Below are 26,999 nucleotides of genomic sequence, written 5' to 3'. Positions count from 1 at the left end.
TAATATTCAACAGTTATCAGTATGACTAAATATCTAGATCTAGATCCAAAAGCAGCAGTTGAAAAAACCCGTGAGGACTTCATCCGCTACCTACTCACAAACTATCCCCTCCGTGACCCGCACTTACGCCATGGCTTCAAACAGCTACTAGAGCAACCAGGAAATCTATGGCAACACCCTTACCTTGAAGGTTCTCAGCCTTATTGTTCAAGTCGCAGTGTTGAACAGTTAGTTACCGAAGGTGTTTTACATCCTGAGATGGCAACACTATTTACACCCAGTAATCGTCGATTGTACGAACATCAAGAAAAAGCTATCCTTGCCGTTCTCGAACACCAGCAAAATATAGTCGTTGCTACTGGTACAGGTTCAGGGAAAACAGAGTGTTTCATTATACCTATGCTTAATACTTTGTTGAAGGAAGAAGATAACTTATCCTTAGCTGGGGTTCGCATATTAATTTTATACCCAATGAACGCTTTGGTCAATGACCAAGTTAAACGGTTACGACAGCTATTATGTCGTCAAAAGATAGCCAAAATTAAATTTGGATTTTATACCAGCCGTACTAAGAAAGATAAACAAAAAGCAATAGAATCTATCAGGGAAGAATTTGAGGCTTATGATCCCAAAGAACTATGGCAATTATTTGACCAGAATGAAAAAGAATCCGTAAAAGAAGATGAATTAATTGACAAAGCTATTGAGAAAACTACCCAGGTACAACTAATATCACGGCAAGAAATATGGGATTCACCGCCTCATATTTTGATTACTAACTATTCAATGCTGGAACATATGTTAATTCGCCCGAAGGAGCGAAAAGATATTTTTAATGCTTCGGAAAATATTTTCAAAATGTTAGTAGTAGACGAAGCTCACACCTATAATGGTGCAACCGGTAGTGAAGTTTCCATGCTTATAGAACGTTTTAAAGCTTCCGTAGGAGTCAATGAAAAAGGTAAAATTCGTTGCATTGCCACTAGTGCTAGCCTAGGGGATGAGTCAGTTGATAAGCAAGTTTTGGAATTTGCAAAAGAACTTTTTGGTGAATCTTTTGGTCAAGTAATTCGGGGTCAGCGTCTCACTGCTGAAGCCCGATTAGGTAATCCTTATAATCTACCTCATGAAGTAATTAGTGAAGATATTTTACAGTATTTAAGCATTCTGGAAATACCAGAAATTAATGCTCCAATAAATCAATGGTATGACCAACTTAGTGCTATTGTACCTGAGCAAGAATTACAAGCAGCACATTTACAACTTGCAGCAGGATTGCCATTAAAAGAACATAGCTGGAAAATCCACAAATTTCTATGGTTAGTTCTTAAGCAACATCCTGTAATACAACGACTGATTAAGATACTGATCACTGACCCTCAACCTTGGGAGCAAATTGTCTGCTCTCAAGAATTATGGGGTATAGATTTACCAATTAAATTAGATGGAAATGTTGATGATATCGATGCCAAAGTAGCTTTAGCTAACCTACTTCGATTAGGTACTTTGGCTCGTGAGAATCCAGACGATTTACCTTTGTTACCAGTAAGATTGCATCTTTTATTTCGTAGCTTGGAAGGACTTTATGCCTGTATTAATCCTGAATGTTTGGGAGTAGTGCGCCATCCAGATTATCCAGAGCGTCAAGTCCGATATGGGCAACTTTATTTGAATGATAAGAAGATTTGTGAATGCTGTGCTTCCCCCGTATTAGAATTGGGCAGTTGTTCTCAATGCGGTCAAGCTTATGTATTTACACAGCGTCAAGATTCTGGAGAATTGCAATCTTTACCTAGAGCGATTCAAGCATTGAAGGAAAATACCAAAATTTATACATTAACATCAGGCAATTTAGACAGTATAACAGAGGAAGATGAAATTGATGAGGATGAAGAATATCAACAACCAACCATAAAAACTTTTAAATTTGAACTACAAAAGAATGGCTGGATTGGTAAAGTATCAAATGAAGAATTTGCACCAAAAGAACGATCTGAAAATGAATTATATCTAGCATGGCATCGTAAAAATGATGATAAAAATCAGGATGGGTGTTATTTAAATAGATGTGCGGCTTGTGGTGCTGGCATTGGACGAACTAATTTAGCAATTAACCGCTTTGTAACTTATACTGATGGAGCATTAGAAGCAATGCTTGATAGTCTCTTTGAGTTACTACCTGAACCAGAAAAGATTGGAAACAACTCCTCAAAGCGGAAATTGTTAACTTTTTCTGATGGTCGTCAGGATGCAGCATTTTTTGCTTCAGATTATCAACGTACCCATACTGAAATAGTGTATCGTCAGATGCTTTGGCGAGCATTTCGAAGAATCAAGAATGATGAGGGTGTCACATCTGTTACTCAAGTAATTAATGAACTGAAAGGAAAATTTCTAGAAGTTTCTATCCCTCATCCTGACAGAAAATCAGATTTGAATTACACAAGCTATCGTCCTATGGATCCAGAGGACGAACAGAAAGATAGAAAAAACAAAATAGATGCAGAAACTTTAGCTGAGAAACGTGCCAAAGAAATATTAGTTAGAGAATTTGCTCTCCCTTTTAATCGTCGTTTAACTCTAGAAGCGTTTGCACTGTTAACTTGTCATATAGACTTAGACAATAACCTGATTGAATTGGTTGCAAGTAAATTTGCAATAACTAACAATGAAGCTATTATTATATTGACCGCTTTGACAGATATTATTCGCCGCACTGGAATTGTCAGTATCGAAGGTTCATCTAATTACTTTCCAGAAACAGGGGGTTTTGAGGGTGGTCGTCCTGAAATGATAGATGTTCAAGGTAGATCAAAAAATTATTTGTTTCTAGAGAAACCACCGGAGAATAAAAATTCTAAAAAGAATTATCCAGTCTTTTTACCACGGTGGAATCAAGATGGTAAAACTAGTTCAAAACAGAATCGTATAGGTTGGTATTTTTATAAGATATTTGAGCCAGAAAAATTTCCTACAAGAGAACATTTTATCTGGCTTTTCGAACAACTTAAAAAGTTTGACTTACTTGTTAAAGCTAGGAACGGATTTCAACTTAACTGGAACCTAATAAATATTATTGAAACGCAGCAAGACTGGTACAAATGCAATTGCTGTCAGCAGGTTTTTCATATTCCAGGTTTAGTAAAAATTACTGACCCTAAACTGCGGGTACGAATATGTCCAGCTTATAAATGTCCTGGAACTCTTGAGCCTCATACTCCTGAAAAAATTGAACAGTCCATAACTGAACATTACCAAAAGTACTTAATCACAAAGCACTCACCCTTGGCACTACGAGCGCAAGAACATACAGCACAACTTAGCCCTGCGGAACTAGAAAAACGTGAAAATCGTTTTCGCCAAGGTCGTATCAATATGCTAAGTTGTTCAACAACATTAGAAATGGGTGTGGATATTGGTGAACTGCAAGCAGTAGTCCTCCGTAACTTTCCTCCCCATGTTAACAATTACCAACAGCGTGCTGGACGTGCTGGTCGTCGCACAGATGGTGTAGCTATTACATTGATGTATGGCCAACGTCGTCCCCATGACCGCTTTTATTTTGAGCAACCCAAACAGTTAATTGCTGGTAACAATCAAATTCCCAAGCTCGATTCTGACAACTTCCAAATACAGCAGCGTCATATTCGAGCTGAATTATTAGCTGACTTCTTGCGAAACAATTGGAATTTGAGTGCTGAAGAAGTGACGATAGCAAAATTTTTGGATTTACCAGATTTACCAAGAGAAAATCCAGCTGCTTCTGAAAAATTGATTCCTTCTGTTGAAGCCATGATTTGTAAATTACAAGCTTGGCTGAGAACTGATGTAGTAGCAAGTCTCACTGCACTTTGGTTAAATCGGTTAGGTGCTTCAGAAAACCAAACTAACACAATAATAGATGAATTTGCCCAGGAGCTTGATAAGTTTCAGGAGCAACAACTAAAAGATTGGGATAGTTTAGCTGAAGTCATATACAAGCTGGAACAGCGTTTCAACGATCCTTCTGAAAGGAAAGATAGGAAGAAGACTTTGGATCATATTAAAGCCCTGGAGATTGAAATCGAAAAAATTGCTCATCGTCTCCTACATAATGAACTAGCACAAGCCAGTATTTTACCCATTTATGGTTTTCCAATTGATGTGGTTCGTCTTTTAACTGGAGAGAGTAATGTCTATAATTCCCCAAAAGAAGGAAGACATAGATTAGAACGAGATCGTCGTCTTGCACTTGGTGAATACGCTCCAGATCAGGAAATAGTTGTTGATGACCGAGTTTATAAAAGTGTTGGTATTCTCAAACCCAGAGAACTAGAAAATAAATATTATTGGGTTTGTCAGAACTGTAATTATTTTATTCGTTCTGATAAACAAGATGATCCAGTAGAGAACTGTCCGGTTTGCAGACGTGAACCATCTTCATCTGCTGCCAAAAAAAAGAAGCTTTACAAAATTCCTAAAACATTTTTAACTGATTGGGAAAATGTTCCCAAAGTTACACCGTACATTAAACCACAGCGTCAACCCATATCGCAAATTTTCTTAATCAATGACGGGGACACTTCAGAAACCCTTCACCCTTCAGAACTTTACAGTCTTACTGTTAGCAAAGGAGGAAATTTTTTCCTAGCAAATCAGGGTTCTTTGGGAAATGGTAAAGGTTTTGATAAGCAGGGGTTTGCAATTTGTGATTTCTGTGGACGTGACCTCAGTGATTTAGTTCGGAAAGAACGGGATAATAATAAAAAAAGCAAAAAAGGATCTGGTAAAAATTCCTCAAGGAATTCTCAATCATCACTAATTACTTATACTCATACTCATCCCATTACAGGTAAATTTTGTGAAGGTAGAGGTAGATACTCTTTTATACATCTGGGACATGAATTTTGCAGTGATTTGCTGAAGGTAGCTTTTAATGCCAGAACAAACCCTATACCTTTATTTGGTGGGGATGGAGAATACGAAGATGACGGGGAAATTATGACTAATCTCAAAAATCACACTCGAGGTTTGGAGTTTTGGCGTTCTCTTACTTATGCATTGTTAGCAGCATCATCTCAAGTCATTGATGTGCCTCGCTCCGAATTAAATGGTTTATTTGAACCACGAAAAGATAGATGTGCCAACATTATTATTTATGACGATGTTCCGGGGGGAGCAGGATATAGTCGCCGAATTGCTGAATGTTTTGATGAAGTTTTGAAAATGGCACTGAAAATTGTTGTATCCTGTACTTGTGAAACCAGTTGTTATGACTGTCTGCAAACTTATTCCAACCAGCCATTTCATACCCAATTAAACCGCCACTTAGTAGCAGATTTTCTCATGCCTATAGTGGAGCAAGTAAGTCCAGATACCGATTTGCAAAACTTTGCTCCTAATGCCAATCGAGTTACTTTATCTTTAATGGCCGATAACCTACCTACGCTTTGCCGAACGGTTGCACCAGATACCCTAATTTATTTGCCACAACTAACGGATGAATATGGTTTGAATAACGGTTCAACATTATCTTGGTTAAATCTAATTACAACTGTAGTTTATTCACTTAAACTTCATAACAAACCCCTGGAACTAATTGTTAATAAGTTACCACTATATGATGAGAACGTAAAGTTAAACAAGCAGAGTCACCTAAAAGTATGGCAAAAACGCTTACAGGAGTGGATAGACCAAGGTTTAGTAAAACTTTATCAGTCCCCTGTTGAGTCGGGTCCAACTCTATGTTTAAATTATAACAAAAACAACGGCACTGCATTCTCATTACATCTGTCTGCAAAAGGTAAACCGTCTGTATGGTTTCAAACGCGAAGTAGAGAAGGGGTCGCAACAGTTTTTACTCGCTTAGAAAATTTACGTTCTCAAGCAAGAATAGTTGAAACTTCTGAGTTTGAAGACCCAAATACTACTGTGATTTCTATAAATCCTTCTGAAAGAGAGTGGCGCAATGATTTCAGCATATCAGAATTAAGAAAAAAACTCGGAATAGAGGCGGTTTTATTGGGAAGTATGGTGTCAAAGGTTGTTTATTCTGATCGCTACTTGAAGGTGCCTGGTTCTGAAATTCTTGTTGACCTCTTGCAAGTAAGCAATTTCGATGACCAATCTATTGTAAATATTGTAACTGCTAATGATGATGAAACTAACAATCTCCAGCACGATTTGACAAAAGTTTTTTCTCGACTTCAAGGTAACAAGGATAATTTAAAAGTGGATGTAAAACCATCTTGTAAACGTTATGAAGTTCCTCACGGACGTACTCTAAAAATCCACCTTAAAGATGACAAGGAATATAAGGTCATCTTTGACATGGGTATGAATTTTTTGGTCAAAAAAGGCGGCAAGTATTGTGTCAAATTTTCTACCTATGTTGTAATAGAAAGAATAGTTTGAATTTGATACATGGGTAAAGACTTGGACTTTAGACTAATTGGTTCTTGCGCCTGTTTTATGGAGAATTAATAGAAAAGTGCCAGTGTAATAAACTGCGTAAACGAAAATTGTTGAAGTTACGAAATCCATATCCCAGTCGTTTAATCAACTTGAGTTTATTATTAATACCTTCCACAGTACCACTCGTAGTTCTGCCATCAAAATAACCGACTATTTCTCCAAACCATCTAATCATAGTCCCAATAGTTTTTGGGAAAAAAGACTTGGCATCGTGCATCCAATCTAATAAATCAATGATGCTGTCTCCCCAATTTGTGGAGAGTTCAAAGATTTCTCTGAATTTTTCTTTTAAGGAGTGCATCTTGGCTAGAGTGGGAGAAACTGACTGGACTGATTTTAAACGTTCTTTTAGCTCTTCGTTGAGTGAGTCTTCATTTTTAATTAGGCTATATTTACTTTTATTTAATCCAGCTAATATTCTCTTTTTTCCTGATTCATTTGGTAAAGATGTTGCTGCTTTCTTCTCTGTTTTACGCATATTATCTAATAGACATCTCCGAAAAAGAATCAAAGTGTGATAAAATAATATGAAATGGTATTTTTGGCAACTTATTATGAGCAACATATCTGAATATATCCAGAATAATCCTCACGAATCACACCGTTTATTGGGTCTGAAGTATGAGCAGTTACAGCAACTTTTGGAAAAAGCCATAAAACTGCATCATCAGAAACAACAATTGGTTGAATCAAAAAAAACCCGAATTATTCAAGGCGGTGGAGGGCGCAAACCCAAATTATCACCGTCGGAGCAAATAATCTTAACATTAACATATTTACGGCAGTTAACAACATTTCAGCTACTAGGTATTCAATTTGGAGTAAGTGAAACAACTGCAAATGATATCTTTAACTATTGGTTGCCAATAATAGGAGAATTATTGCCACCAAGTTTGCTAGAACAGGTAAAAAAAAACTCCAGTGATTACGAAGTCGTTAAAGAAATATTAACAGAATTTGAGTTAATAGTGGATAGCTATGAACAGCCTATAGACAGACCTGGAGAGTACCAAGAACAAAAAAAATATTATTCAGGTAAAAAAGCCTGTCATACTAGAAAAAGTCAACTAATCGTTTTACCAAATGGTAAAGATATTGTTGATGTAGTAGCGGGTAAACCTGGTCCAAAAAGTGATGTAAATTTATTCCGTGAAACCAGAAATATATTTGATAAAAAACAAAAATTTAGTGGTGATAAAGCTTATCAAGGAGAGGAGTTAATGAAAACTCCGACAAAAAAACCTAAAAACCAAGAATTAACGTCTGAACAAAAAGAAAAAAATAAAGAGTTAGCTTCCGAACGAATTTTTGTTGAACATTTAATTCGTGTAGTGAAAATATTCAGAGTGGCACAAGAAAGATTTCGATTAAATTCAAGTAAGTATGAACAGGTAATCATGACTATTTGTGGACTTGTTCGTTTCCGAATGGGAACCTACTTATTTTAGTTATCAAGATTTGGACTTGGCTAAAAATAAATTATCTCAGATAGGTGTTATCTTTTGGTTAATTCCCAACAAGAGGCATCTCTAACGCTTATTTTAACATACCAGCTAGCTACTTTTGTATTGGGGTGTCTCACCTTAAAAAGTAGTATTGGTAACGCTTTGGCTATTTCCGGAGATGTCTAATTCATCATTTACCTGTTTCATTACATGAAATCTATCTGCTGTTATATTAGCATTGGGCATTAATTCTTCTACCAAACTTTTGTAAGGAGACCACATATCAATACTCACTTCTTGTATTTGCTCCAGTGCCTCTAATCCCCACCCTGTAAGGACTTCACGTATATCTTCTATCCTTCTTGTTTTCACTATTTCGATAGGTTTTCGAGTATCTAAATCTACCAATACTGCTAAATAGTTTCCTTGTCCTTTGACCAAGGCTATTTCATCTATCCCTAACCTTTTCACTCCTCTTAAATTTATCTTCTGTATTTGTGCTACTTGCCTTTTTAAGATTGATTCTACTTCTTCATCACTGAGGTCGTTTCTTTTGGCGACACTATAAATGTTACTATTCAATACTTGTTCCACTATGTTAGTAGCTAATCTTTTTGTATATCCTTTACTTTTGTCCACAAAGTCTAGTTTTTCACTAAACACTTTTTTACACTTATGACACTTAAATTGACGACGATTTATTTTTAAAAACACTGGCTTTTCACTCCACGGTAAATCATGTATCATTCGCCAGTGGTTTTGGTGTATACTATGGGTAATATGTCCACAATTAGGGCAGGTACAGTGGTTGACTGCTTTCTCAATTGTAATGATTATTCCTGCGCCTTCTATTTCTTGGCAATCTAATATTTTCATTTCTGGTAGATTGAGGATTTGCTCTATAGGAAATTTCATAACTACCTCCGTCAATTCTTGATTTGTACATCTCTAATTATATAATTATATCACTTCCGGTATTTAGACATACATAAAAATCTGTAAACTTTTGTGTCTATTGTATTTCAGCCCTCGATTCTAAAAATTGTCAACTATTAATTTCTGTTAATTTACTTTCTATCCATAAAATCTACGCAAGAGCCGACTAATTTTACCCAACTGATTCGTCCTAGGTCAGGTTGAGGAAGGGTACATTTACTACCTAACCCCGATCACAATTCTCTACACTACTGATGATAGTATTTCTTCCTCAATTTCTAATAAATCACTGAAAAATCGATTGGTTTCTGCTAAACAACTATTCAAATAATTTTCATCGGAAGGTAGTCCTTCATAGGTAGAAAGTTTTCTAATTTCTCCACTATCTGTTAGCTCATATACAATTGAATCTTCTGGAAATATGGAAGAATTCAAAGGAACAATATTTTTGAGTTTAGTTTTTAAAAACTCTCCCTTCGGTAAATTATCAAAAGTTTGTAAAATTTGCTGTGCTTTAATTGCTAAGGTAAGATAGTCAATAATGTAAGGACTATGAGTGGTCATAATTAGTGTGTTACCAGCTGTAATATTGACGAATTCCAATAACTTATACAATATATCTCTTTGTGATGTAGGAAATAAATTTTGTTCAAGTTCTTCCACAATATTAAGAAAACATTCATTTCTATACTTGGAAGATAATAACTCTAAAGCAGCTTTTTTAACTTCTTTAGACAAATTTTCATCATTGATAATTGCTTGTATTTCAGTAGTGAGTCTTTTTTGTTCTTCTGCACTTAGTTCGCTTTGAGAAGAACCTTGATTTTGATTAATAGACAAGGCGATATTCCTAGAGACTAAAAACGCTGGAACCAAGGATTGAAAACCACTAGAAGCCTCAGAAATATTCAATTTATAGTTATCGCCTCTAAGAATTAAATTTTGACTAGTTTGATCAAACTCCAGCTTCACATTTCCTACTGGCAAGTCTAAAGTTTCTGATAACTCCTGTTGAGACCTTTCCAATTCTTTGAAAAAGTCAAGCAGCATGAGAGGTAAACCTTTTACTTTTTCCGCTTTCTTGATTACACTGAAAAAATTCCTCTCCGCTGGAATATACATAATTTTAGGTAACACATATTTCCTAGGAGTATTATCACTGCGATTAATAGTTAATTTACTATCAGCATAAGTCATTGTATAAGCACTACCGCGATATTCTATTTCAGTTCCAGATCTAAAGTATTTCTTTAAGTTGTTATAGTTACAATATATATTCACAAGTCGGTTGCGAGATATTACATCTTTCTCGTCTAAACTACCTCGGTATAATTGTTTTTCCAGCCAACTAAACATGGAAATCAATTTTGCAATACTACTTTTTCCTGTCCCTTGATTACCAATAAAAACAGTAATTTTACGAATATCCACCAAGCCATCATTTTCCACAAGTCCTGATTTAATAGGTCCGAAGTTTTGAACTTTTATTTGAGCCATAGATTACTCCTTTTGGCGTTGCATATTTGCGGGATGAACTAGCATTCGAAATCATTGAAAAATCCCTCTTGGGTTGAGGAACTAAACCCAACCCATGGCTAAACTAGTTGTTTTAAAACCAACTTAAACTTTCCGCTAGGGAATTCATTCCCTGGACTCCTGGGAAAGCGTTTTAATAATTGGAGTCAGTAACCAACTAAAACCCACCTTTAACTGATGTTCTAAAGTCGGTAATCTATACAAATAGACTAAGCGCCGCACAAGATAACCTAAATAACCATCTAATGTAATCCCTAAAGCTGTAAGAGTAGCATTGTCTACCCCCAAAGCCATAACTTCCCCTAGTGCTTGATAGCGGAAAGGAAGTAGGGGGCGATCGGTTAAAGATGCCCAAATATTCCATGCTGCATAATCTGCTTGCTGAAAAGCTACCTGAGCAGTACCGGGTAGTTGTTGTTCTTCTATGTCCTTACAGTCTGCCAAGTCTCCCAGGGCAAAAATTTCTGGATGCTCTATAACTTGTAGGGTGGGAGTGCAGGTTATTTGTCCCCTTTGGTTATGTGCTAGGGGAAGATTTTGCACCAAAGACGAAATTCTCGTTCCTACGGTCCAAATGACTAAATCCACGGGAATTTCATCTATTTGATTTTTATACTCTAAGGATATCGTATTTTCCCCTATAGATACCACTTTGGTCTCTAAGTCTATAAACACACTTTTCTGTTCTAATGCTTTTTTAGCCTGTTGGCGATTAAACTCTGAAGAAGTGCGCAGAATTTCATCTCCGGTTTCTATTAACCGCAATCTACCTTTCTCTCCCAGTCTATCTGCTAGTTTACAAGCCAATTCTACTCCGCTGTAACCTGCACCCACTATGGCTATACGAATTTTTTCCGGGTCGGTAGCTGTCAAAATTCTCAGTCTTTCTTCCAACCGATGCACATCATAAATAGTACGAAATGGGTAGGCATGCTTAACAGCACCAGGAACCAGATCCAAATTGGTTTCACTCCCCAATGCCAAAACTAACCTGTGGTATGGGAATATTTTTCCATCACATAATTTTACCTGTTGATTATCTGTGTCAATTTCACTAACCTTGGCTTGATGGAAATGTACTCCGGTATTTTCTAATATCTCCTGATATGAGGGTGCTATCTCCCAAGTTTGCAGTTCATTGGTCAGTAGTTCATACAATAGGGGTGAAAAAATAAAGCGATCGCCTTGATCTACTAAAACAATTTCTGGCTTTTCTGTATTTCCCCAATCTAGCTGGCTTAAACGTAAAGCGGTGTAAAGTCCGCCAAAACCGCCACCTAGGATGCAGATTGTTTTAGGTGTTTGTATATGTACTTGTGTAGATATTTCTGTAAGTGTTTGATTCATAGTCTTAAAAGTAAGCCAAAAGATATTAATATGATAACGAGTTGAAAGAAAAATCTTCAATTTTGGGAATGGGTGGCAAGTAAATTCGAGGTAAAAGCTATGGTAGGTGATCTAGAGTCTAAGCCAAATCCACAAGTGCTAAGATCATTAGTTATCCTAGGAACTGCCATAATTATGGGAGTTGGTGGGTTGCAGCTGTACAAGATTTTGCTAACCCAACATTCTAAAGCTAATCAAACACCAACGAGTGAAAGTACCATACCACCAATTCATACTGTCACTGCTTTAGGAAGACTTGAACCGAGAGGAAAAGTGATTAAACTTTCTGCATCCACCTTAACTCAGGGAAGTAGGGTTGAGAGACTGTTGGTAAAAGAGGGAGATATGGTAAAGGTTGGACAAATAATAGCAATTTTAGACAACAAACCTCGATTACAAGCAGCATACGAAGAAGCAGAAGCAATAGATAATACTAGCAGAAAGCAAATTGAAGAGGCAAAAACTGCTCTAAATCGAATCCGTTCTACAGGTGGGGAGCAAATTATCTCAGCCAAAGCTATTTTGAATAAAATTGCGGAAGTACGTCCTATAGATATAGCAGCAGCGAGGGCGGAACTAAATCGTGCCAAAGCAGCAGCACAGCAAGCAAAGGTCAATTTGGATCAAGCCTATATTAAATCTCCTCAAAAGGGAGTAGTATTTGAGATCCATACCCGCGCTGGAGAGCTAGTGGGGAATGAGGGGATAGTAGAAATTGGCGAAACTAGTCAGATGTACGCAGTAGCGGAAGTCTACCAGAGTGACATTAGTAAAATCCTTCCTCAGCAGCAGGTGAAAATATCTAGTAGTTCTCTTGAGGGAGAATTGCAGGGATCAGTAGAGAGAATTGGCTGGGAAGTGAAAAGACAAAACGTGATTAATTCTGATCCTAGTGAAAATATTGATGCAAGAGTTGTGGAAGTTTACATTAGACCTGTTGGGAAATAGTGATTAAAATACCAGAAATCCTTATGGAGTCCATCTTTGAGGGATTTCACGGTATAATTCCCGAAATCCTTGTCGGAAAAGCCTTTCAGGAATATTCTGGATTATTACCCAACAAATCTATTTATGCTTGACAAGTCTAAAAGATTTACAAGCTTTATTAATTTATTTTCAATAAACTTCTTGCATATTTAGTCAAGTAGTTTTATATTTAAAGGTAAGGTGATCGAGGCCTTCCTCCAAGAAATCCGGATCACCTTACACCCCTTTTAGAGGTAATCAAATTATGGCACAGACTAGGAATTTTACTGGCAATGTTAATGACACTACTGTAGTTGGCATCGTGGTAGTTCCAGAATGCGATCGCAGGGAACCATTAAAGCGATTAGACATCTCCGGAAATAGCCAAAGCGTTACCAATACTACTTTTTAAGGTGAGACACCCCAATACAAAAGTAGCTGACTGGTATGCTAAAATAAGCGTTAGAGATGCCTCTTGTTGGGAATTAACCAAAAGATAACACCTATGTGTACACTGCAGAAGCTATCGACAAAAACAAAAAGTGGTGATCGTCAGCAATTCTAAATTTAACTTGACTTTTGATGCACCTATTGTTATGATTACCCTATGTTAAGTGTGGGGAATTCTTGGTTCTTGTCCTGGTTTAAAGGGGGAAAAACATGCTTACTAGTTTTGATGTAGCACGTTATTTCATTCACCTGGCAAACGAAACTGGTTCATATATTAGCAACCTCAAATTACAAAAGCTGGTTTACTATGCTCAGGCCTGGCATTTAGCGCTCTACGATACTGCTCTGTTTGAAGAAGAATTTGAGGCCTGGGTTCATGGGCCGGTCATTCCTGTGCTGTATCAGCAATATAAGGGTTTTGGATGGCGTCCCATCCAACAAGAAGTAGAGGAGCCTAACTTGCCTGAAAATATCAGAAGTTTTTTGGATGAGGTTGTGGAAGTGTACTTCCAGTGCGATGCTTACGAATTAGAACGCATGACCCACCAAGAAACCCCTTGGATTGAAGCAAGAGCAAGGGGTTCCCTACCTATGGATGCTCCCTGTAATGAAATTATTACCAAGGAATCTATCAGGGAGTATTACAAAGTACGTGCCGAAGAAGAATAAGATTAAGAAGACTGAACTTCAAAATCAGTCTCCTTCTAAAATAAAGCCCACTGTCACAGAGAATTGGTCAAAAGGAATAAGCTTCTCATACAAGTACTTTCAGAGTGACCACAGGGATTTTTCAGTTGTGGGTAGGAACTCCGATTACTTGCTTGGTCTTCTTGAAAGACTTAGAGATATTTCTAGTTGGACGGCTCAGGAACTTATCAGCAACCGTAGTAAAGCGTTACGCTGCCATCCAATTACTTGGGAGGATACAACTGAATCGGGCTTTGGTATCCCTGGAGAAGAACAGATAGTGGATACACCTTATCAATTTTCTATTTGTTCCAATGAACATGGCAGGGTGCACGGCTTCTTTATTGAAGAAATCTTTTACATTGTGTGGCTAGATCCAGACCATCTACTTTACCGACGGTAGATTACACTGGGCGATCGCATCAACAGTTGGCTAGACGAAGACAGCAGTAAGACGTTTGCCACGGTGAACAATTTTCCGTGTATCGTAGGCCTTGTTTTTATTAAAATTGAATACAATTATATGTCCCTCGTTCAACCTGTACGAATCTAGGTAGCTACAAAGCTGATCAAGTCCATCCTGGAGCCGCTTTTCACCGTACCAGATTTTCAGTTCGATCACATAACGCTGGTTGTTGTAGGTAACCACCAAATCCATCCTACGGTCTTCCGCAGTCACATTCTCCTTAAATAGGTATCCCTTACCATTGATGATCGGGCGAAAGAAAGACATGAGCAACATACGCCCGTTGGACTCCAGAAAATCGTTGTCTTTAGATGAATGATGCTCCTGCATGAACCACTGGAATCTCTCCAAGATTAGCTCAATATTGAGTCTTCCACCAGATATGAATCCGCTGTCTCGGTATCGGTCAAGGAGGCCATGGTCAGTTTCCTGCTTAGAAAGTAGGTAGTCAAGAATTCGGTATTCATAGATTTTATTGCTGATATCGCAGAGACCCTGCTCGTTTCCCCTTAGTATTCCATAGACTTTGCCCTTGGCAATAACTGGATTGCTGACATTGAACTTCAATGCCATACCATTGATCACAATATCTTTGACCAGGTGGAAAAGATCTTCGTTGTTTTCCAGGTTTTTGTCAATATCATCAAAGTGGGTCGTGGTATAAGCTCCATCCACTAGGTATGTGTAGGCTGCGTCGATGTCCTCAGATGCCCAAGGTCGCTTATTTTCACGCATATAAACTTCATCAATGACCTGGCACATCTTGCTAATAAGGAAAGGATTACCATTGGTATAGTAAAACAGAAGCTGAGCCAATAAATGAGAGTCTATGGTGAGTATATGCTCACGGGCATATTCCACGAGCATGGGTTCAATTTCCTGCTGGGTGAAGGTGAATTCGATATCCAAGTCTACAGCAATGTTCCAAGGACTGTTCAGCTTGCGCTCCTCACCCGTGGTAAGCTTTAACTTCAAGGTCTTCACATCATGGATACCAATCAGTACTACGGAATGAAAGGTGGCATCTCGACCTTGTGCTGCTGCTAGGTATTTGTCCCGTAACAAGGACAAGAAATTGATGAACACCTGGTTGTTGCTGGCTTTGTCAATTTCGTCCAGCAGCAAAACAATTTTTAGCCCAGACTTACTAACCCAATCGCTGATAAATCTTGAAAGTTGTTGGAAGTTTTCTATTTTCCTGGCTTCACCTTCAAGCCAGTCCGCTAGTTCCGGGTGGTTGAAGAACAATCCTTTGGCAAAAACCACAGGTATCATGCCCGCCAGATTTTTCTCACTTTCAAATGGTAGGTCGCCAATCCCCTCGAAACTGGTGCTGATTACCAGATATGTTTCCACCTTCTCAAAGCTTTTTGCCAGCAGATTCTGCATGGTGGTCTTCCCATGTTGGCGGGGGAAATTGATGGCAAAATATTTGCCACTTTCTATCAGTTGACTACATCTATTGAATTTTGCTGTCACATCGCACATGTAGTGCTTTTCTATCTGACAAATGCCGACTGTGTTGAACTCTTTCATATAAAATCTAAGGCCATATAGAAAATTAAGTAGATAAGTGTATCCTATATGGCAAGGTTAAAATGGCATAACTATTACAGCAGTTTTCTTTATTGACCACAATTTACAGTGTAAACCATCCTTGTGGTTCCGAGGGGATTGCGTGAGTCCAAATTTCTTATATTTTTCACTTATGCTTGACAAGTCTAAAAGATTTACAAATTTTATTAATTTTTTTCAATAAACCTATTGCATATTTATTCAAGTAGTTTTATACTTAAAGGTAAGGTGATCGAGGCTTTCCTCCAAGAAATCCGGATCACCTTACACCCCTTTTAGAGGTAATCAAATTATGGCACAGACTAGGAATTTTATCGGCAATGTTAATGACACCACAGTAGTTGGCAGTGTAGTGGTTCCAGAATGCGATCGCCTTGTGTTTCAATATCTATAACTTAGTCATATTCTTTTTTATGAATTATAATATGGGGGCGCCCAACAATAAATTTGAGTGCTTTTTGTGAGCGCAAAGCCCTTTTTTGATAAAAAATTCTTGAGGTATGGAGAATCTTAACCTGGTAATTGATCTTCACAAGGATCAACAAAGACAAGGACCTGGGGGAAACAGAGAAACTAAACTTGCTATAGAACTCTCAGGAATCAAGAACCATTCCGGACTTAAAATTGCTGATATTGGTTGTGGCACAGGCGCATCAGCACTTATTTTAGCAAAAGAGTTGCAAGCATCTATAATAGCAGTAGACATAGCTACTGAGTTCCTAGATAAACTTCACAAGAAAGCAATTGAACATGGAGTCAGTGACAGAATAATTACAATGACCTCACCAATGGAGGAATTACCTTTTGTGGAAAACCAGTTGGATGTCATCTGGGGAGAAGGTTCAATTTACAATATGGGGTTTGAGAATGGTATCAAGTATTGGAAGAACTTTCTCAAGGAAGATGGCATTTTGGCAATATCTGAAATCACTTGGTTGACTGATGAACGTCCACAAGAAATTGAGGACTACTGGAACACTCAATACGGCGAAATCAATACGGCCTCACGGAAGATGATGGTTCTTGAAAAAAACGGTTTCTCACCAATAGGATACTTTCCGCTTCCAGATTACTGCTGGAAGGAAAATTACTACAATCCATTGGTGTCAAGTTTTGATGACTTCATTCGGCGACATACTGATATTGTAGCAGCAGCAGAAATCGTGAAACAAGAAAGAAGTGAAATTGAACTCTACCACAAGTTCAACAAGTACTTTGGGTATGGTTTTTACATTGCCAGAAAGTAGTGTTATAATCCCAATAGTCAAAACGGGATAAAATTATGACTACCATGACCGAAAAAATCCTACAAGAAGAACCCACGCAATCGCTTCAAGAAGGCCAAGACCCTAACCCATTACCAAACCTTTAGTCGCTAACCACTCAGGATTAAATATACGCGACTGATAACGAGACCCACTATCACATAAAATAGTCACAATAGTGTGTCCTGGACCCAACTCCCTAGCTAAAGCTACAGCTGCACCAACATTAATCCCCGTTGAACCACCCATCAATAAACCGTCTCTTCTTAACAACTGATACACTACTCTCAAAGCTTCCTGATCATTAATTTGAATCGCATCATCAATGGGAACATCCTCCATATTCGCTGTAATCCTACTATTACCAATTCCCTCGGTGATGGAATTACCCTCTATACTTATCTTACCAGTTTTAATATAACTATATAAACCACTACCCAAGGGATCAGCAACCACACATTTAATATTAGAATTCTTTTCTTTTAAGCACATTGCCACCCCAGCATAAGTTCCCCCTGTTCCAGTTGCTGCTACCCACCCATCTATTTTACCACCTGTCTGTTGCCAAATTTCCTCCCCCGTGGTCTCGTAATGAGCACAACGATTGGCTAAATTATCAAATTGATTCGCCCAAATGGCATTAGACATTTCCTGAGCTATTCTACCAGACAGTCGGACGTAGTTGTTAGGATCTTTATAGGGCACTGCTGGTACTGGACGAACTTCCGCCCCTAATGTTGTCAGCGCATCTATTTTTTCCTGGGACTGGGTGTTCGGAATAATAATTAAACATTTATAACCTTTAGCATTACATATATGAGCTAAGCCAATCCCTGTATTACCCGCAGTTCCCTCCACTACAGTACCACCAGGTCTTAATAAACCCTTTTTTTCCGCATCTTCAATTATGTAAAGTGCAGCACGATCCTTCACGGATCCTCCAGGATTGAGGAATTCCGCTTTACCTAAAATTTCACAACCAGTTTCTTCACTAAAGCTGTTCAGTCTGATTAGTGGAGTGTTGCCAATTGTGCCAATAAATCCTCTTTTAATATCCATACTAATTAGATTAAGTCACTGCTTATAGGTTTGAGTAATTATATTTTTATTCATTATATGCTGGGCGCGCTAGCAAGAGCTTGGCACGCCATGTGTTTGGATCTAACCTCTACTTATTGGGTTGGGGGGTGAACCGTAAATAGGGTTTGATTTCTTGATAACCCTTGGGAAATTTCTCTTTCAGAACTTCTGGGTCTTTTAGGGATGGTACAATTACGCAATCTTCACCGTCTTTCCAGTCTGCTGGAGTCGCTACACTGTAGTTATCAGTTAATTGCAGGGAATCAATAACCCGCAATAACTCATCAAAGTTACGTCCGGTGCTGGGAGGATAGGTGAAGGAAAGACGAAGTTTTTTGTTGGGATCAATGACAAATACGGAGCGCACTGTAATATTGGCTGCCGCATTTGGGTGAATCATATCATATAGCTCGGAAACCTTTTTGTCTGGATCTGCTATAATTGGGTAGTTTAGTGTGGTGCTTTGGGTTTCTTCAATATCCCCTACCCATCCTTGGTGGGATTCTACATCGTCCACACTCAATGCGATCGCCTTGACGTTACGTTTGTCAAATTCGGGTTTTAATTTAGCAACTGTGCCTAATTCTGTGGTACAAACAGGTGTGTAATCAGCAGGGTGGGAAAACAGCACTACCCAGCTGTCACTCGCCCACTCATAGAAGTTGATTTCACCGTGTGTTGATGCTTGTGTAAAGTTTGGTACTGTATCACCAAGATGGAGAGCCATACTAGATTCCCTGTAATTAGAAAAGATAATTATTTACCGCCCCACTATAACATAGATGGATCTTTATCCTAAACTGACTTTGCTAGTTGCAACAAATTTTTACAAACTCCTTACATACCCTATCTCTTTGTGTGGGATTTAGTGCTTGCAAGCTACCTATAGAGGAGAAAATGGGTACAAACAAAGACACACCTATTATAATCCTAGTCTAATTCCTCTTGCCATCATTGAAGCAAAAAGGGGAATTAGGCTAAATCCCACAAGCTCTAGACGAATAATAGTTTTGAGCAGATTGATTTTTTCGGGACTGACTTCTGGGGAATTCTGATTACGGAGATTTTTAATCCACATCAAAAATGAAAAGGTGGGATACAAGGACAATAACCCAACCAGGATAAATATGGATATTTTCAACCAGAAAACCGGTTGATGAGTATAGTATGCAGCTCCTTTCTCTAAGTACAAAACTCGGAGAACACCTGTGATTAGGACGGTAACCCCTGCAATTCCGTAGGCGCTATCAGCTATAAGAACTCGCCATCCTTCTTTATTGGTTAGGTCTGGTTTAAGGGTAAATAGTTCTGTACATAAGGAACCAAAGATAATTGCTAAGCTCAAATAGTGTAAATAGGCGACTATCGCATTAACTAACATAAATTCATCCTAAATTAAAAAGCTCATAAATTGCTATACCTCAATTATTGAGGATACTCCCAGGAAACAAAAGGGACTGGCACAATTTCTCCTTGAGTTTCTCCCACTTCTACAGTTAAACCCACGCCTCCTGCTTTCGCACGAATATAACCTAACCCAAAGTGTCCTTCAGGAGTTTCTATGTAGCTGGTAAGTTTACCAACTTTTTCTTCTGATATGGTAATTATAGTTCCCGGTTGTGCACAATTTTTTAGCTTAATTCCCCATAAATGTTGTTTTACCCCTTTGTAAGTATTTAGTCTGGCAATGGTCTCTTGACCAATGTAACAACCCTTATTAAACGAAACTGTCTGCCAAAGACCAACTTCTAAGGGATTATAATCATCCGTTAGCTCTGCATCGGGAGCGGGACGACCTTGGGAAATCCGCAGCATTTCCCAATGGCGATCGCTCAATTTGACTGCTCCCCAATCTAGGAGTTGCTGCCAAATTTGCTGTTTTTCTGCTCTGGGGAGAATTAGGGTATAGCCAGGTATAGTTAATCCTGTACCAACAGCAAAAATGATGCCATTGATTGAAATGTGATGACCATCAGGTTGACTCAGAAGTGATGCTGCACCTAGTTTACTGATTATGGTATCACTTTCTGGACCCAGGAGTGTGAATGTTGCTGTTTGCTCGGTTATATCTGTCAGGGTCACCTGGTCTGCGAAAAATATATAACGGTCTAACCAGGAGAGTAAAAATTCCCGCCGATTGGGTGAGACTAGTAATAATACTCTGTCTTCTAAGACATATCCAGTCACTAAATCTATGGTTCTAGCTGTGGAAGTGACCATCACAGTGTCACATCCACTACCTGGTTGTAAAGATTGAAGGTTATTAGTGCTTTGATTGTGTAAAAAACGCAATCTATCTTCACCAGTAACTTCAATTCTTCCCCAATGGGAGCGATCGCAAACAGCAGTTTTTGTTTTAGCTGCATAAACAGCTGCTCTGTCTTCGCTATCAATTAAAGATGTTAACATAATCATCCACCTATTTAGTTTTATCCGCAACTACTTTCTTTCTGTATTACTACCATCAGTATTGCCACCAGGTCTATTTTCTTCTACTTTTATCTTTGATGGCTGCTGATTTTGCAATATCTGATTTTGACGGGCTTTAAAGGCTGCTGCTGCATCCTCTAACTGCTGATTTTGCTGATTAGGGTCCCAGTTCAATGGGCCAAAGTTCAACCGATGAATTATATTGAACATATCAAGTCCCGAATCATTTACCAAAGGATTTGTGTTGTCCGGACTATTCAAAGGTTGACTTGTAATAGCGGTATTAGCAAAGCTTGGTTGTGGTGCAAATAAACCAATAAGACCTATTCCTGCACCACAAACCAGCAAAAGTTTACCCTTCAAAAAATATTTGTTCATGATTTCCCCTCCGTTTTGTCTGTTTTAACAAGGTTAGGCTAAGGTTTTGCGTAATTGGGATTGAATGCTTAATAAAGCCACTATTGCAAATCCCAATAATACTAACAAGGATCCTCCAAAGCTAACATTACCCCAAAACACCTCCATCACCACATCATTTAGTTCCCAATCACTATTGAGATATAAATGCCTAATTGGTTCTATGGCATAGCTCAAAGGGTTGAGAGCAACTACGATTTTTAACCACTCTGGCATGAAAGATAATGGAGCTAAGGCTGTACTAGCAAATAATAGAGGTAAATTACTTACAAAAATTACTGCTATTAGTTCTATGTGTCCAGGCAAAGCAAAGGCCAAACCCAGGGAAATAGCTGTAACTCCCAATGCCAGTAAAAATACGATCAAGGCGATCGCCACTAGTCCATTAATATCTGGTAGTCCTGCTCCTAGCATTGCTGCTGCACCGACTATCACTGCTGCTTGAAGTAAACTTTGGCTAATGATGAAAATAGCAGAAGCAAACACAATAGAAAACCGAGAAGCTAAAGGTGCTACCAGTAACCGGTTTAAAAAGCCAAATTCCCGATCAAACATAACCGGTAAACCGGCATTTAAAGCCCCAGCAAAAGCGGTAAATACTATCACACCAGCAGCTAAAAATTGTCCGTAATTGGCAGTGGAACCAAATAAACCCTGGGGGGCATTTTGGAACAATGCGCCGAATAACACTAACCACATTACTGGTTGAATAATACCAGCTATGAGGGTAGAAGGACGACGCTGTAGTTGAATAAATAGACGACGGGTTAGAGCTAAGGTTTCTTGAGTGATTTCTCCTATAAAACTAGATCCAGTTTCAGAGACCATAAGGGAGGGAGAAGTAACTGATGGTAAATTGATATCTGTCTTCATAATGATTTAGATTGGGCGAAGTTATTGATGAATATATGAGGATTCTTAGGTCCCTTGACCAACTGGTTAGGATTGTATATTGCCAACCTATCTCATATTTTGCTTTTTCTCAGCTTTAGGATCACGATTAGCTACCGCTGCTAACTCCGCATCCATTAATGTCTTACCAGTAGCAGCCAAGTAAACATCATCTAAACTGGGACGGGATTGGGCAATACCAAAAATTGGTAGACCTACATTACTTAAAGTCTGCTGAATAGTAATTAGGGCATCATTTTGCGGGGTAACAACTAAATTCAAAGAATTTCCCTGGGCGGAATTAATGATTATTTCCTGCACAAAAGGTAGAGTCGCCAATAAGTTCTTGGCCTTTTCTGCTTCCTCCTGATGTGAAAACTCCCGGATGCGCAAAGTAATGCGATCGCCTCCCACTTGATCTTTTAATTGAGCAGGTGTACCAGCAGCAATTACCAGACCCTTATCTATGATTGCCACTTTATCTGCCAAAGCATCAATCTCTTCTAAATAGTGACTAGTGATGACTACAGTAGTACCAGCTGCTCGTAATTTGCGCAAGAAATCCCAGACTACAATTCGACTTTCTATGTCCAATCCTACCGTTGGTTCATCCAAAACTAACACATCTGGGGAATGTAACAACCCAGCTGCTAGATCTAGACGTTTACGTAAACCACCAGAATAGGTTCCAGTTTTTTGATCTGCATATTCCTGTAAACCAAGCAACTCCAAAACCTTAGCAATTCGCTCCTTGATTGCTGCACCGGGTAGATGGTAAAGAGCTGCTTGCAGTTGTAATAGTTCTCTACCTGTTAATATCTTATCTATGGCTACCTCCTGAGCGACATAACCCAACCTTTGTCGTGCCAATTTGGGATGGTCCACAACAGATATACCCGAAACTTGAACTTTTCCAGCATCTGGGGTAGTCAGAGTACAAAGAGCGCGGAGAGTAGTAGTTTTACCTGCACCATTGGGACCAAGTAAACCAAAGATTTCTCCCGATTGTACCTCAAAAGACACATCTTTGACTGCGACGACCTTACCGTAGCTTTTCCTTAGATGTTCGATTAAAACGGCTGAAGCCATAGTGCTATACGTTTCCCAACAATTTATCTCCCATTTTACCCAAAAAATCAGTTTTGCGCTTTGCCATTTAACGTAGGTTGGTTTGACTGAGGTGGTGATTGCTAATCTTCATCCAATCTTAGGAAACCCGATATTACATCTTACATCTAAAATTATCCTTTACTTAACTATTACTTAACCAACCGCTGTTAATCTAGGGTCAAACTAGACCATGAATCAACAACAACCACAGTGAGTATTACGATTAACAATGTTTCCAAGAGTTTTAAAGGCAAAGTGGCACTAAAACAAGTGTCATGTAGCATATATGAGGGGGACATGGTAGCCCTAATTGGTGCATCCGGTTCAGGAAAGTCCACACTCTTGCGGCACATTAATGGCTTACAAACTGCTGATGCTGGTGAGGTCACCGTATATGGTACCACCTTGCAAAGTCAGGGAAAACTACATTCGAAAGTCAGACTGTTACGCAGTCGCATTGGTTGTATTTTCCAGCAGTTTAATCTAGTAAATCGGTTGACAGTAATTGAGAATGTTTTGGTTGGTAACCTGGCCAGAGTCTCTCCCTTTCGTTCAACATTACATTTGTTTACTAAAGAAGAAAAGATTCAAGCCCTAGCTGCGCTGGAACAGGTCGGAATTCTTGAGCATGCTTACAAGCGAGCCTCTACAATTTCGGGAGGACAACAGCAAAGGGTAGCCATTGCTCGTTGTTTAGTTCAGAGGGCAAAGATTATATTAGCGGATGAACCCATTGCTTCATTAGACCCAGAGTCAGCACGTAAAGTAATGGAGTTGCTGGTGCAACTTAACCGAGATAATGGAATTAGTGTAGTAGCCTCTTTACATCAAATTCAAATGGTAAGAAACTACTTTAGTAGGGTAATTGCCTTGAAGGATGGAGAAGTAAAATTCGATGGCGCAACCGTAGAATTGGATGATAGGAAACTAAACCAAATTTATGGTGCAGCTGTGGAAGAATTGGTAATGCGAGGACATGGTGAAGTGCTGCTATGATTTCTAAACTCGAGTTTTTTCCGCACTTAAATCTTGCGCACCAGAAGAAAATATCACTTATAAAACATCATTGAGGAATAGCCATGAAACGCAGATCATTCATTGAAAGCTCCGCTTTATTTGGTGCGTCTTTACTAGGTACTCAAGTCATTGCCACCATTGGTAACAAGGGTATTGAGCCAGTACAAGCCCAACAAATAAAAGAACTGAACTTCGGTATCATTTCCACGGAATCCCAAGCCAATCAAAGACCCCTTTGGGAACCATTTATTGCGGCGTTATCAACTTCCATAGGCATTCCTGTGCGAGCTTTTTATGCTACCCAATATGCGGGGGTAATTGAAGCCATGCGTTTTGGTCAGGTGCAAATAGCTTGGTATGGAGGTAAATCCTATATTGAAGCTGCTAAAATTGCCAATGCAGAAGCCTTTGCCCAAACTGTTTCTAGCGATGGAAAAAAAGGTTACTATGCCCATCTAATTGCCAATAAGAGTAGTCCAATTACAGCAGCAGCAAAGAAACAGGGTGGGGATAAATATGTGATCCGAAATGCGAGTAAATTAACTTTTGCGTTTAACGACCCTAACTCTACCTCTGGGTTTTTAGTACCTAGTTACTATGTATTTGGTAAAAATAAAGTTGACCCCAAGAAAGTTTTTAAACGCTTAATTTTCTCAGGTAGTCATGAAGCTACAGCTTTAGCAGTCGCCAATAACCAGGTGGATGTAGCCACTAATAATAATGAGTCTCTAGAAAGACTGGAAAAAACTAGGCCCTCAGCCAGACAGAACATTGAGATCATCTGGACATCACCAATTATCCCTAGTGATCCCATAGCTTATCGTAAAGATTTACCAGCTGATGTGAAGAAAAAACTGCAGAATTTCTTCTACAATTTCAAAGACAAAAAAATCTTAGAACCTTTGCAGTGGTCAGCGTTAATACCGGCTAATGATAAAACCTGGAACCCTATTCGAGAATTGGATCTTGCTAAACAGGTTTTGGACTTGGAGGCTAAAACTGATCTAACCCCTGCGGATAAACAAAAATTAAACAACTTGAATAGCCAACTACGAAAACTGCAAGGACGTTAATACCACTTAATTGCCAGTAATTATCAGCTGTTGATTTTTAAAAACTAAGTTAGAGATCAACAGCTACCTGAAAACAGAGAAGGTCTACTCTCAATAGATAACTCCACCAAGTATAATAGTATTAAATCTAGGCGTATACGAGCATGTCCCCGAAATTAGAAACCCCAGTTTCTTCTCCTAATGTCTTGGCAATGTTAGAGAAAGAAGCCAAACTTGTCACTACCAAAAAAGTTCTGTTAGTTTTAGCAATTGCTGTGGCCCTTATTGCCTCCTATCTACAAAGTGAATTAAATTTCTTAGTGCTTTTGCAACGTGGAGACAATATGGTGGAGTATGTTAAATCATATTTTCTACCAGACTTTTCCGACTGGGGATATTACTTTTCTGAAACTGTAATTACAATTTCTATGGGACTCTGGGGAACCCTAATGGCGGCGATCGTTTCTGTTCCCTTATCCATCCTAGCATCCAATAATATGTGCCCAATATGGATTGTGCAACCAACAAGGCGAGTATTAGATGCTATGCGTGCTATTAATGAAATAGTGTTTGCATTGATATTTGTAGTGGCAGTGGGGTTAGGTCCCTTTGCAGGGGTATTGGCCTTATTTGTACACACCACTGGAGTATTGGGTAAATTGTTCTCTGAAGCAGTAGAATCTATTGAACCGGGTCCAGTGGATGGGATTAGAGCTACTGGTGCTAGTCATATTCAAGAGGTCATTTATGGTGTGATTCCCCAGGTTATGCCTTTGTGGACTTCTTTTACGCTTTATAGATTTGAATCTAATGTCCGCTCCGCTTCTGTTCTGGGCATAGTGGGAGCTGGTGGCATAGGTGTTTCACTTTATCAAAGCTTTGGCGCTTTCCAATATCAAAAAGTCTGTGCGATTTTAATTGTTCTAGTAGCAGCTACTGCTATAATTGATTTGTTATCTGCTAAGATAAGAAGTTGGTTGGTTTAGTGTGACGAGGGCGATCGCACTGCAATCCAAGCAATTCAATATCCCTGTCTAATTGTTGAGGTTTTATCTCCCAGTACGGCCAGTTATGACCGAGGGGATAAATTTAGATTGTATCGTCGCAATCCTAGTTTGCAAGATTATCTTTTAGTTGATGCTGAGAAAATAGCGATTGATTTATACCGCAAAAATGATCGGGGTAATTGGGAGATTTTTAATTATCAGTCGGGGGATAATATCGAGCTACAAAGTATTGATTTAAGTTTTCCCATTCAGTCGGTTTATGAGGATATTGTTTTTGAGGAATTAGCTTGATAACAGTTACAAATTAAAATCATCGACTCAGTTTTAGCACTTTGGTTTTGGTTTTTAAAAATATCTGTGGTCTTATTTAGGAGTATATAGAAATCACAGGCGATCGCGAAGCACTCCCTATGGGAGCTCGCGTGGCAAACATATTATCACAAGTCCACACAAGAGTTTAAAATTAAAATGGAGTGGATTATCCAAGCTATTCGCCGCTCCCTAGTTCTTTATAAACACTATAACTTGGAGGTCTATATTGTCAGCTATAGACAATTTAATCATCAGGTTAAAAGCCTCATTTACCAGTTTTAAACCGCAGTGGGGGAGATTTGGCAATTAATTCCCCTTTGCTTAACCTTTAGGGGCTTTGCCGTGTGTTTGCGGGAAAGTTGACCGCCTTCAGCTGGGCCCTAAAGAAGGGAAAATAGGTATCAGTACCGAACTGGTTACCAGCTGCAAATTCTAGTCCCGAATTGCGCAAATATTCCTTGACTAAAATAGTCGTGCGATCGCCTCTCTAAACACTTCACCAATCTTGTAGCTTGAGT

Annotated in this window: 19 protein-coding genes and 3 pseudogenes; 10 read left to right on the top strand and 12 right to left on the bottom strand. The window is 38.7% G+C overall.

The genetic code is table 11. From position 1 onward, the window contains the following. Window positions 1–21 precede the first annotated feature (21 nt). Window positions 22–6,393, top strand: coding sequence for a DEAD/DEAH box helicase (locus C6N34_RS03225; protein WP_115538826.1), 6,372 nt, complete (start codon window positions 22–24; stop codon window positions 6,391–6,393). 55 nt (window positions 6,394–6,448) lie between these two features. Here C6N34_RS03225 and C6N34_RS03220 read toward each other — a convergent pair. Beyond that, window positions 6,449–6,940 (bottom strand): annotated as a pseudogene (locus tag C6N34_RS03220) (ISL3 family transposase); the annotation flags it as partial. Between the two features lie 67 nt (window positions 6,941–7,007). Here C6N34_RS03220 and C6N34_RS03215 point away from each other — a divergent pair. After that, window positions 7,008–7,901: a transposase family protein gene (locus tag C6N34_RS03215; RefSeq protein WP_057178093.1), complete on the top strand. Its 894-nt coding sequence runs from the start codon at window positions 7,008–7,010 to the stop codon at window positions 7,899–7,901. Between the two features lie 177 nt (window positions 7,902–8,078). Here the strand turns inward: C6N34_RS03215 and C6N34_RS03210 are convergent. The 3 genes and pseudogenes from C6N34_RS03210 to C6N34_RS03200 form a co-directional block, all read right to left on the bottom strand. After that, window positions 8,079–8,813 (bottom strand): annotated as a pseudogene (locus C6N34_RS03210) (ISL3 family transposase); the annotation flags it as partial. Window positions 8,814–9,077: 264 nt separating this feature from the next. Then, window positions 9,078–10,331, bottom strand: coding sequence for an AAA family ATPase (locus tag C6N34_RS03205; protein ID WP_057178468.1), 1,254 nt, complete (start codon window positions 10,329–10,331; stop codon window positions 9,078–9,080). A gap of 144 nt (window positions 10,332–10,475) precedes the next feature. Next, entirely contained in the window at window positions 10,476–11,717 is a 1,242-nt protein-coding gene (locus C6N34_RS03200) for an NAD(P)/FAD-dependent oxidoreductase (RefSeq protein WP_115539007.1), read from the bottom strand. A gap of 99 nt (window positions 11,718–11,816) precedes the next feature. Between C6N34_RS03200 and C6N34_RS03195 the strand changes: the two genes are divergently transcribed. From C6N34_RS03195 to C6N34_RS03185, 3 genes are all read left to right on the top strand, one after another. Continuing rightward, on the top strand, window positions 11,817–12,704 hold the full coding sequence (locus C6N34_RS03195; RefSeq protein ID WP_115539006.1) for an efflux RND transporter periplasmic adaptor subunit: 888 nt from the start codon (window positions 11,817–11,819) through the stop codon (window positions 12,702–12,704). A gap of 283 nt (window positions 12,705–12,987) precedes the next feature. Further along, window positions 12,988–13,134 carry a hypothetical protein gene (locus tag C6N34_RS03190; RefSeq protein WP_161489525.1) on the top strand — a complete coding sequence of 49 codons (147 nt, stop codon included), beginning with the start codon at window positions 12,988–12,990 and terminating at the stop codon, window positions 13,132–13,134. Window positions 13,135–13,382: 248 nt separating this feature from the next. Next, window positions 13,383–13,841, top strand: coding sequence for a Panacea domain-containing protein (locus tag C6N34_RS03185; protein WP_115539005.1), 459 nt, complete (start codon window positions 13,383–13,385; stop codon window positions 13,839–13,841). Between the two features lie 451 nt (window positions 13,842–14,292). Here the strand turns inward: C6N34_RS03185 and C6N34_RS03180 are convergent, their stop codons facing one another. Next, window positions 14,293–15,861 carry an AAA-like domain-containing protein gene (locus C6N34_RS03180; RefSeq protein ID WP_115539004.1) on the bottom strand — a complete coding sequence of 523 codons (1,569 nt, stop codon included), beginning with the start codon at window positions 15,859–15,861 and terminating at the stop codon, window positions 14,293–14,295. A 539-nt stretch (window positions 15,862–16,400) separates the two neighbouring features. Here C6N34_RS03180 and C6N34_RS03175 point away from each other — a divergent pair. Beyond that, window positions 16,401–17,147: an SAM-dependent methyltransferase gene (locus C6N34_RS03175; protein ID WP_115539003.1), complete on the top strand. Its 747-nt coding sequence runs from the start codon at window positions 16,401–16,403 to the stop codon at window positions 17,145–17,147. 102 nt (window positions 17,148–17,249) lie between these two features. On the opposite strand, the gene C6N34_RS03170 is transcribed toward C6N34_RS03175, so the two are convergent. The 7 genes from C6N34_RS03170 to C6N34_RS03140 all read right to left on the bottom strand — a co-directional run bounded on the left by C6N34_RS03170 (window position 17,250) and on the right by C6N34_RS03140 (window position 23,072). Next, complete coding sequence (locus C6N34_RS03170) at window positions 17,250–18,224, bottom strand: cysteine synthase A (protein WP_115539002.1); 975 nt, start codon at window positions 18,222–18,224, stop codon at window positions 17,250–17,252. 109 nt (window positions 18,225–18,333) lie between these two features. Further along, window positions 18,334–18,972, bottom strand: coding sequence for a peroxiredoxin (locus C6N34_RS03165; RefSeq protein WP_115539001.1), 639 nt, complete (start codon window positions 18,970–18,972; stop codon window positions 18,334–18,336). Window positions 18,973–19,167: 195 nt separating this feature from the next. After that, window positions 19,168–19,626, bottom strand: a complete 459-nt coding sequence (locus tag C6N34_RS03160; protein WP_006275945.1) for a DUF2214 family protein — start codon at window positions 19,624–19,626, stop codon at window positions 19,168–19,170. A gap of 44 nt (window positions 19,627–19,670) precedes the next feature. Beyond that, window positions 19,671–20,654, bottom strand: coding sequence for a CAF17-like 4Fe-4S cluster assembly/insertion protein YgfZ (gene ygfZ, locus C6N34_RS03155; protein WP_115539000.1), 984 nt, complete (start codon window positions 20,652–20,654; stop codon window positions 19,671–19,673). 30 nt (window positions 20,655–20,684) lie between these two features. Next, window positions 20,685–21,053, bottom strand: coding sequence for a hypothetical protein (locus tag C6N34_RS03150; RefSeq protein ID WP_057178671.1), 369 nt, complete (start codon window positions 21,051–21,053; stop codon window positions 20,685–20,687). A gap of 33 nt (window positions 21,054–21,086) precedes the next feature. Then, on the bottom strand, window positions 21,087–21,965 hold the full coding sequence (locus C6N34_RS03145) for an ABC transporter permease (protein WP_115538999.1): 879 nt from the start codon (window positions 21,963–21,965) through the stop codon (window positions 21,087–21,089). Between the two features lie 87 nt (window positions 21,966–22,052). Continuing rightward, complete coding sequence (locus C6N34_RS03140) at window positions 22,053–23,072, bottom strand: ABC transporter ATP-binding protein (RefSeq protein WP_115538998.1); 1,020 nt, start codon at window positions 23,070–23,072, stop codon at window positions 22,053–22,055. Between the two features lie 276 nt (window positions 23,073–23,348). Between C6N34_RS03140 and phnC the strand changes: the two genes are divergently transcribed. From phnC to C6N34_RS03120, 4 genes and pseudogenes are all read left to right on the top strand, one after another. Further along, entirely contained in the window at window positions 23,349–24,089 is a 741-nt protein-coding gene (gene phnC / locus C6N34_RS03135) for a phosphonate ABC transporter ATP-binding protein (RefSeq protein ID WP_236107375.1), read from the top strand. Window positions 24,090–24,172: 83 nt separating this feature from the next. Further along, on the top strand, window positions 24,173–25,183 hold the full coding sequence (gene phnD, locus C6N34_RS03130) for a phosphonate ABC transporter substrate-binding protein (RefSeq protein ID WP_115538996.1): 1,011 nt from the start codon (window positions 24,173–24,175) through the stop codon (window positions 25,181–25,183). Window positions 25,184–25,326: 143 nt separating this feature from the next. After that, window positions 25,327–26,148, top strand: a complete 822-nt coding sequence (gene phnE / locus C6N34_RS03125; RefSeq protein ID WP_181407024.1) for a phosphonate ABC transporter, permease protein PhnE — start codon at window positions 25,327–25,329, stop codon at window positions 26,146–26,148. Then, window positions 26,149–26,460, top strand: a pseudogene (locus C6N34_RS03120) (Uma2 family endonuclease); the annotation flags it as partial. Window positions 26,461–26,999 lie beyond the last annotated feature (539 nt).

It is taken from the genome of Cylindrospermopsis raciborskii Cr2010 (assembly GCF_003367075.2).
Taxonomy (GTDB): Bacteria; Cyanobacteriota; Cyanobacteriia; order Cyanobacteriales; family Nostocaceae; genus Raphidiopsis; species Raphidiopsis raciborskii.
Note: the sequence above shows the minus strand (reverse complement) of the source record. Positions and strands in the feature narration are given on the sequence as shown.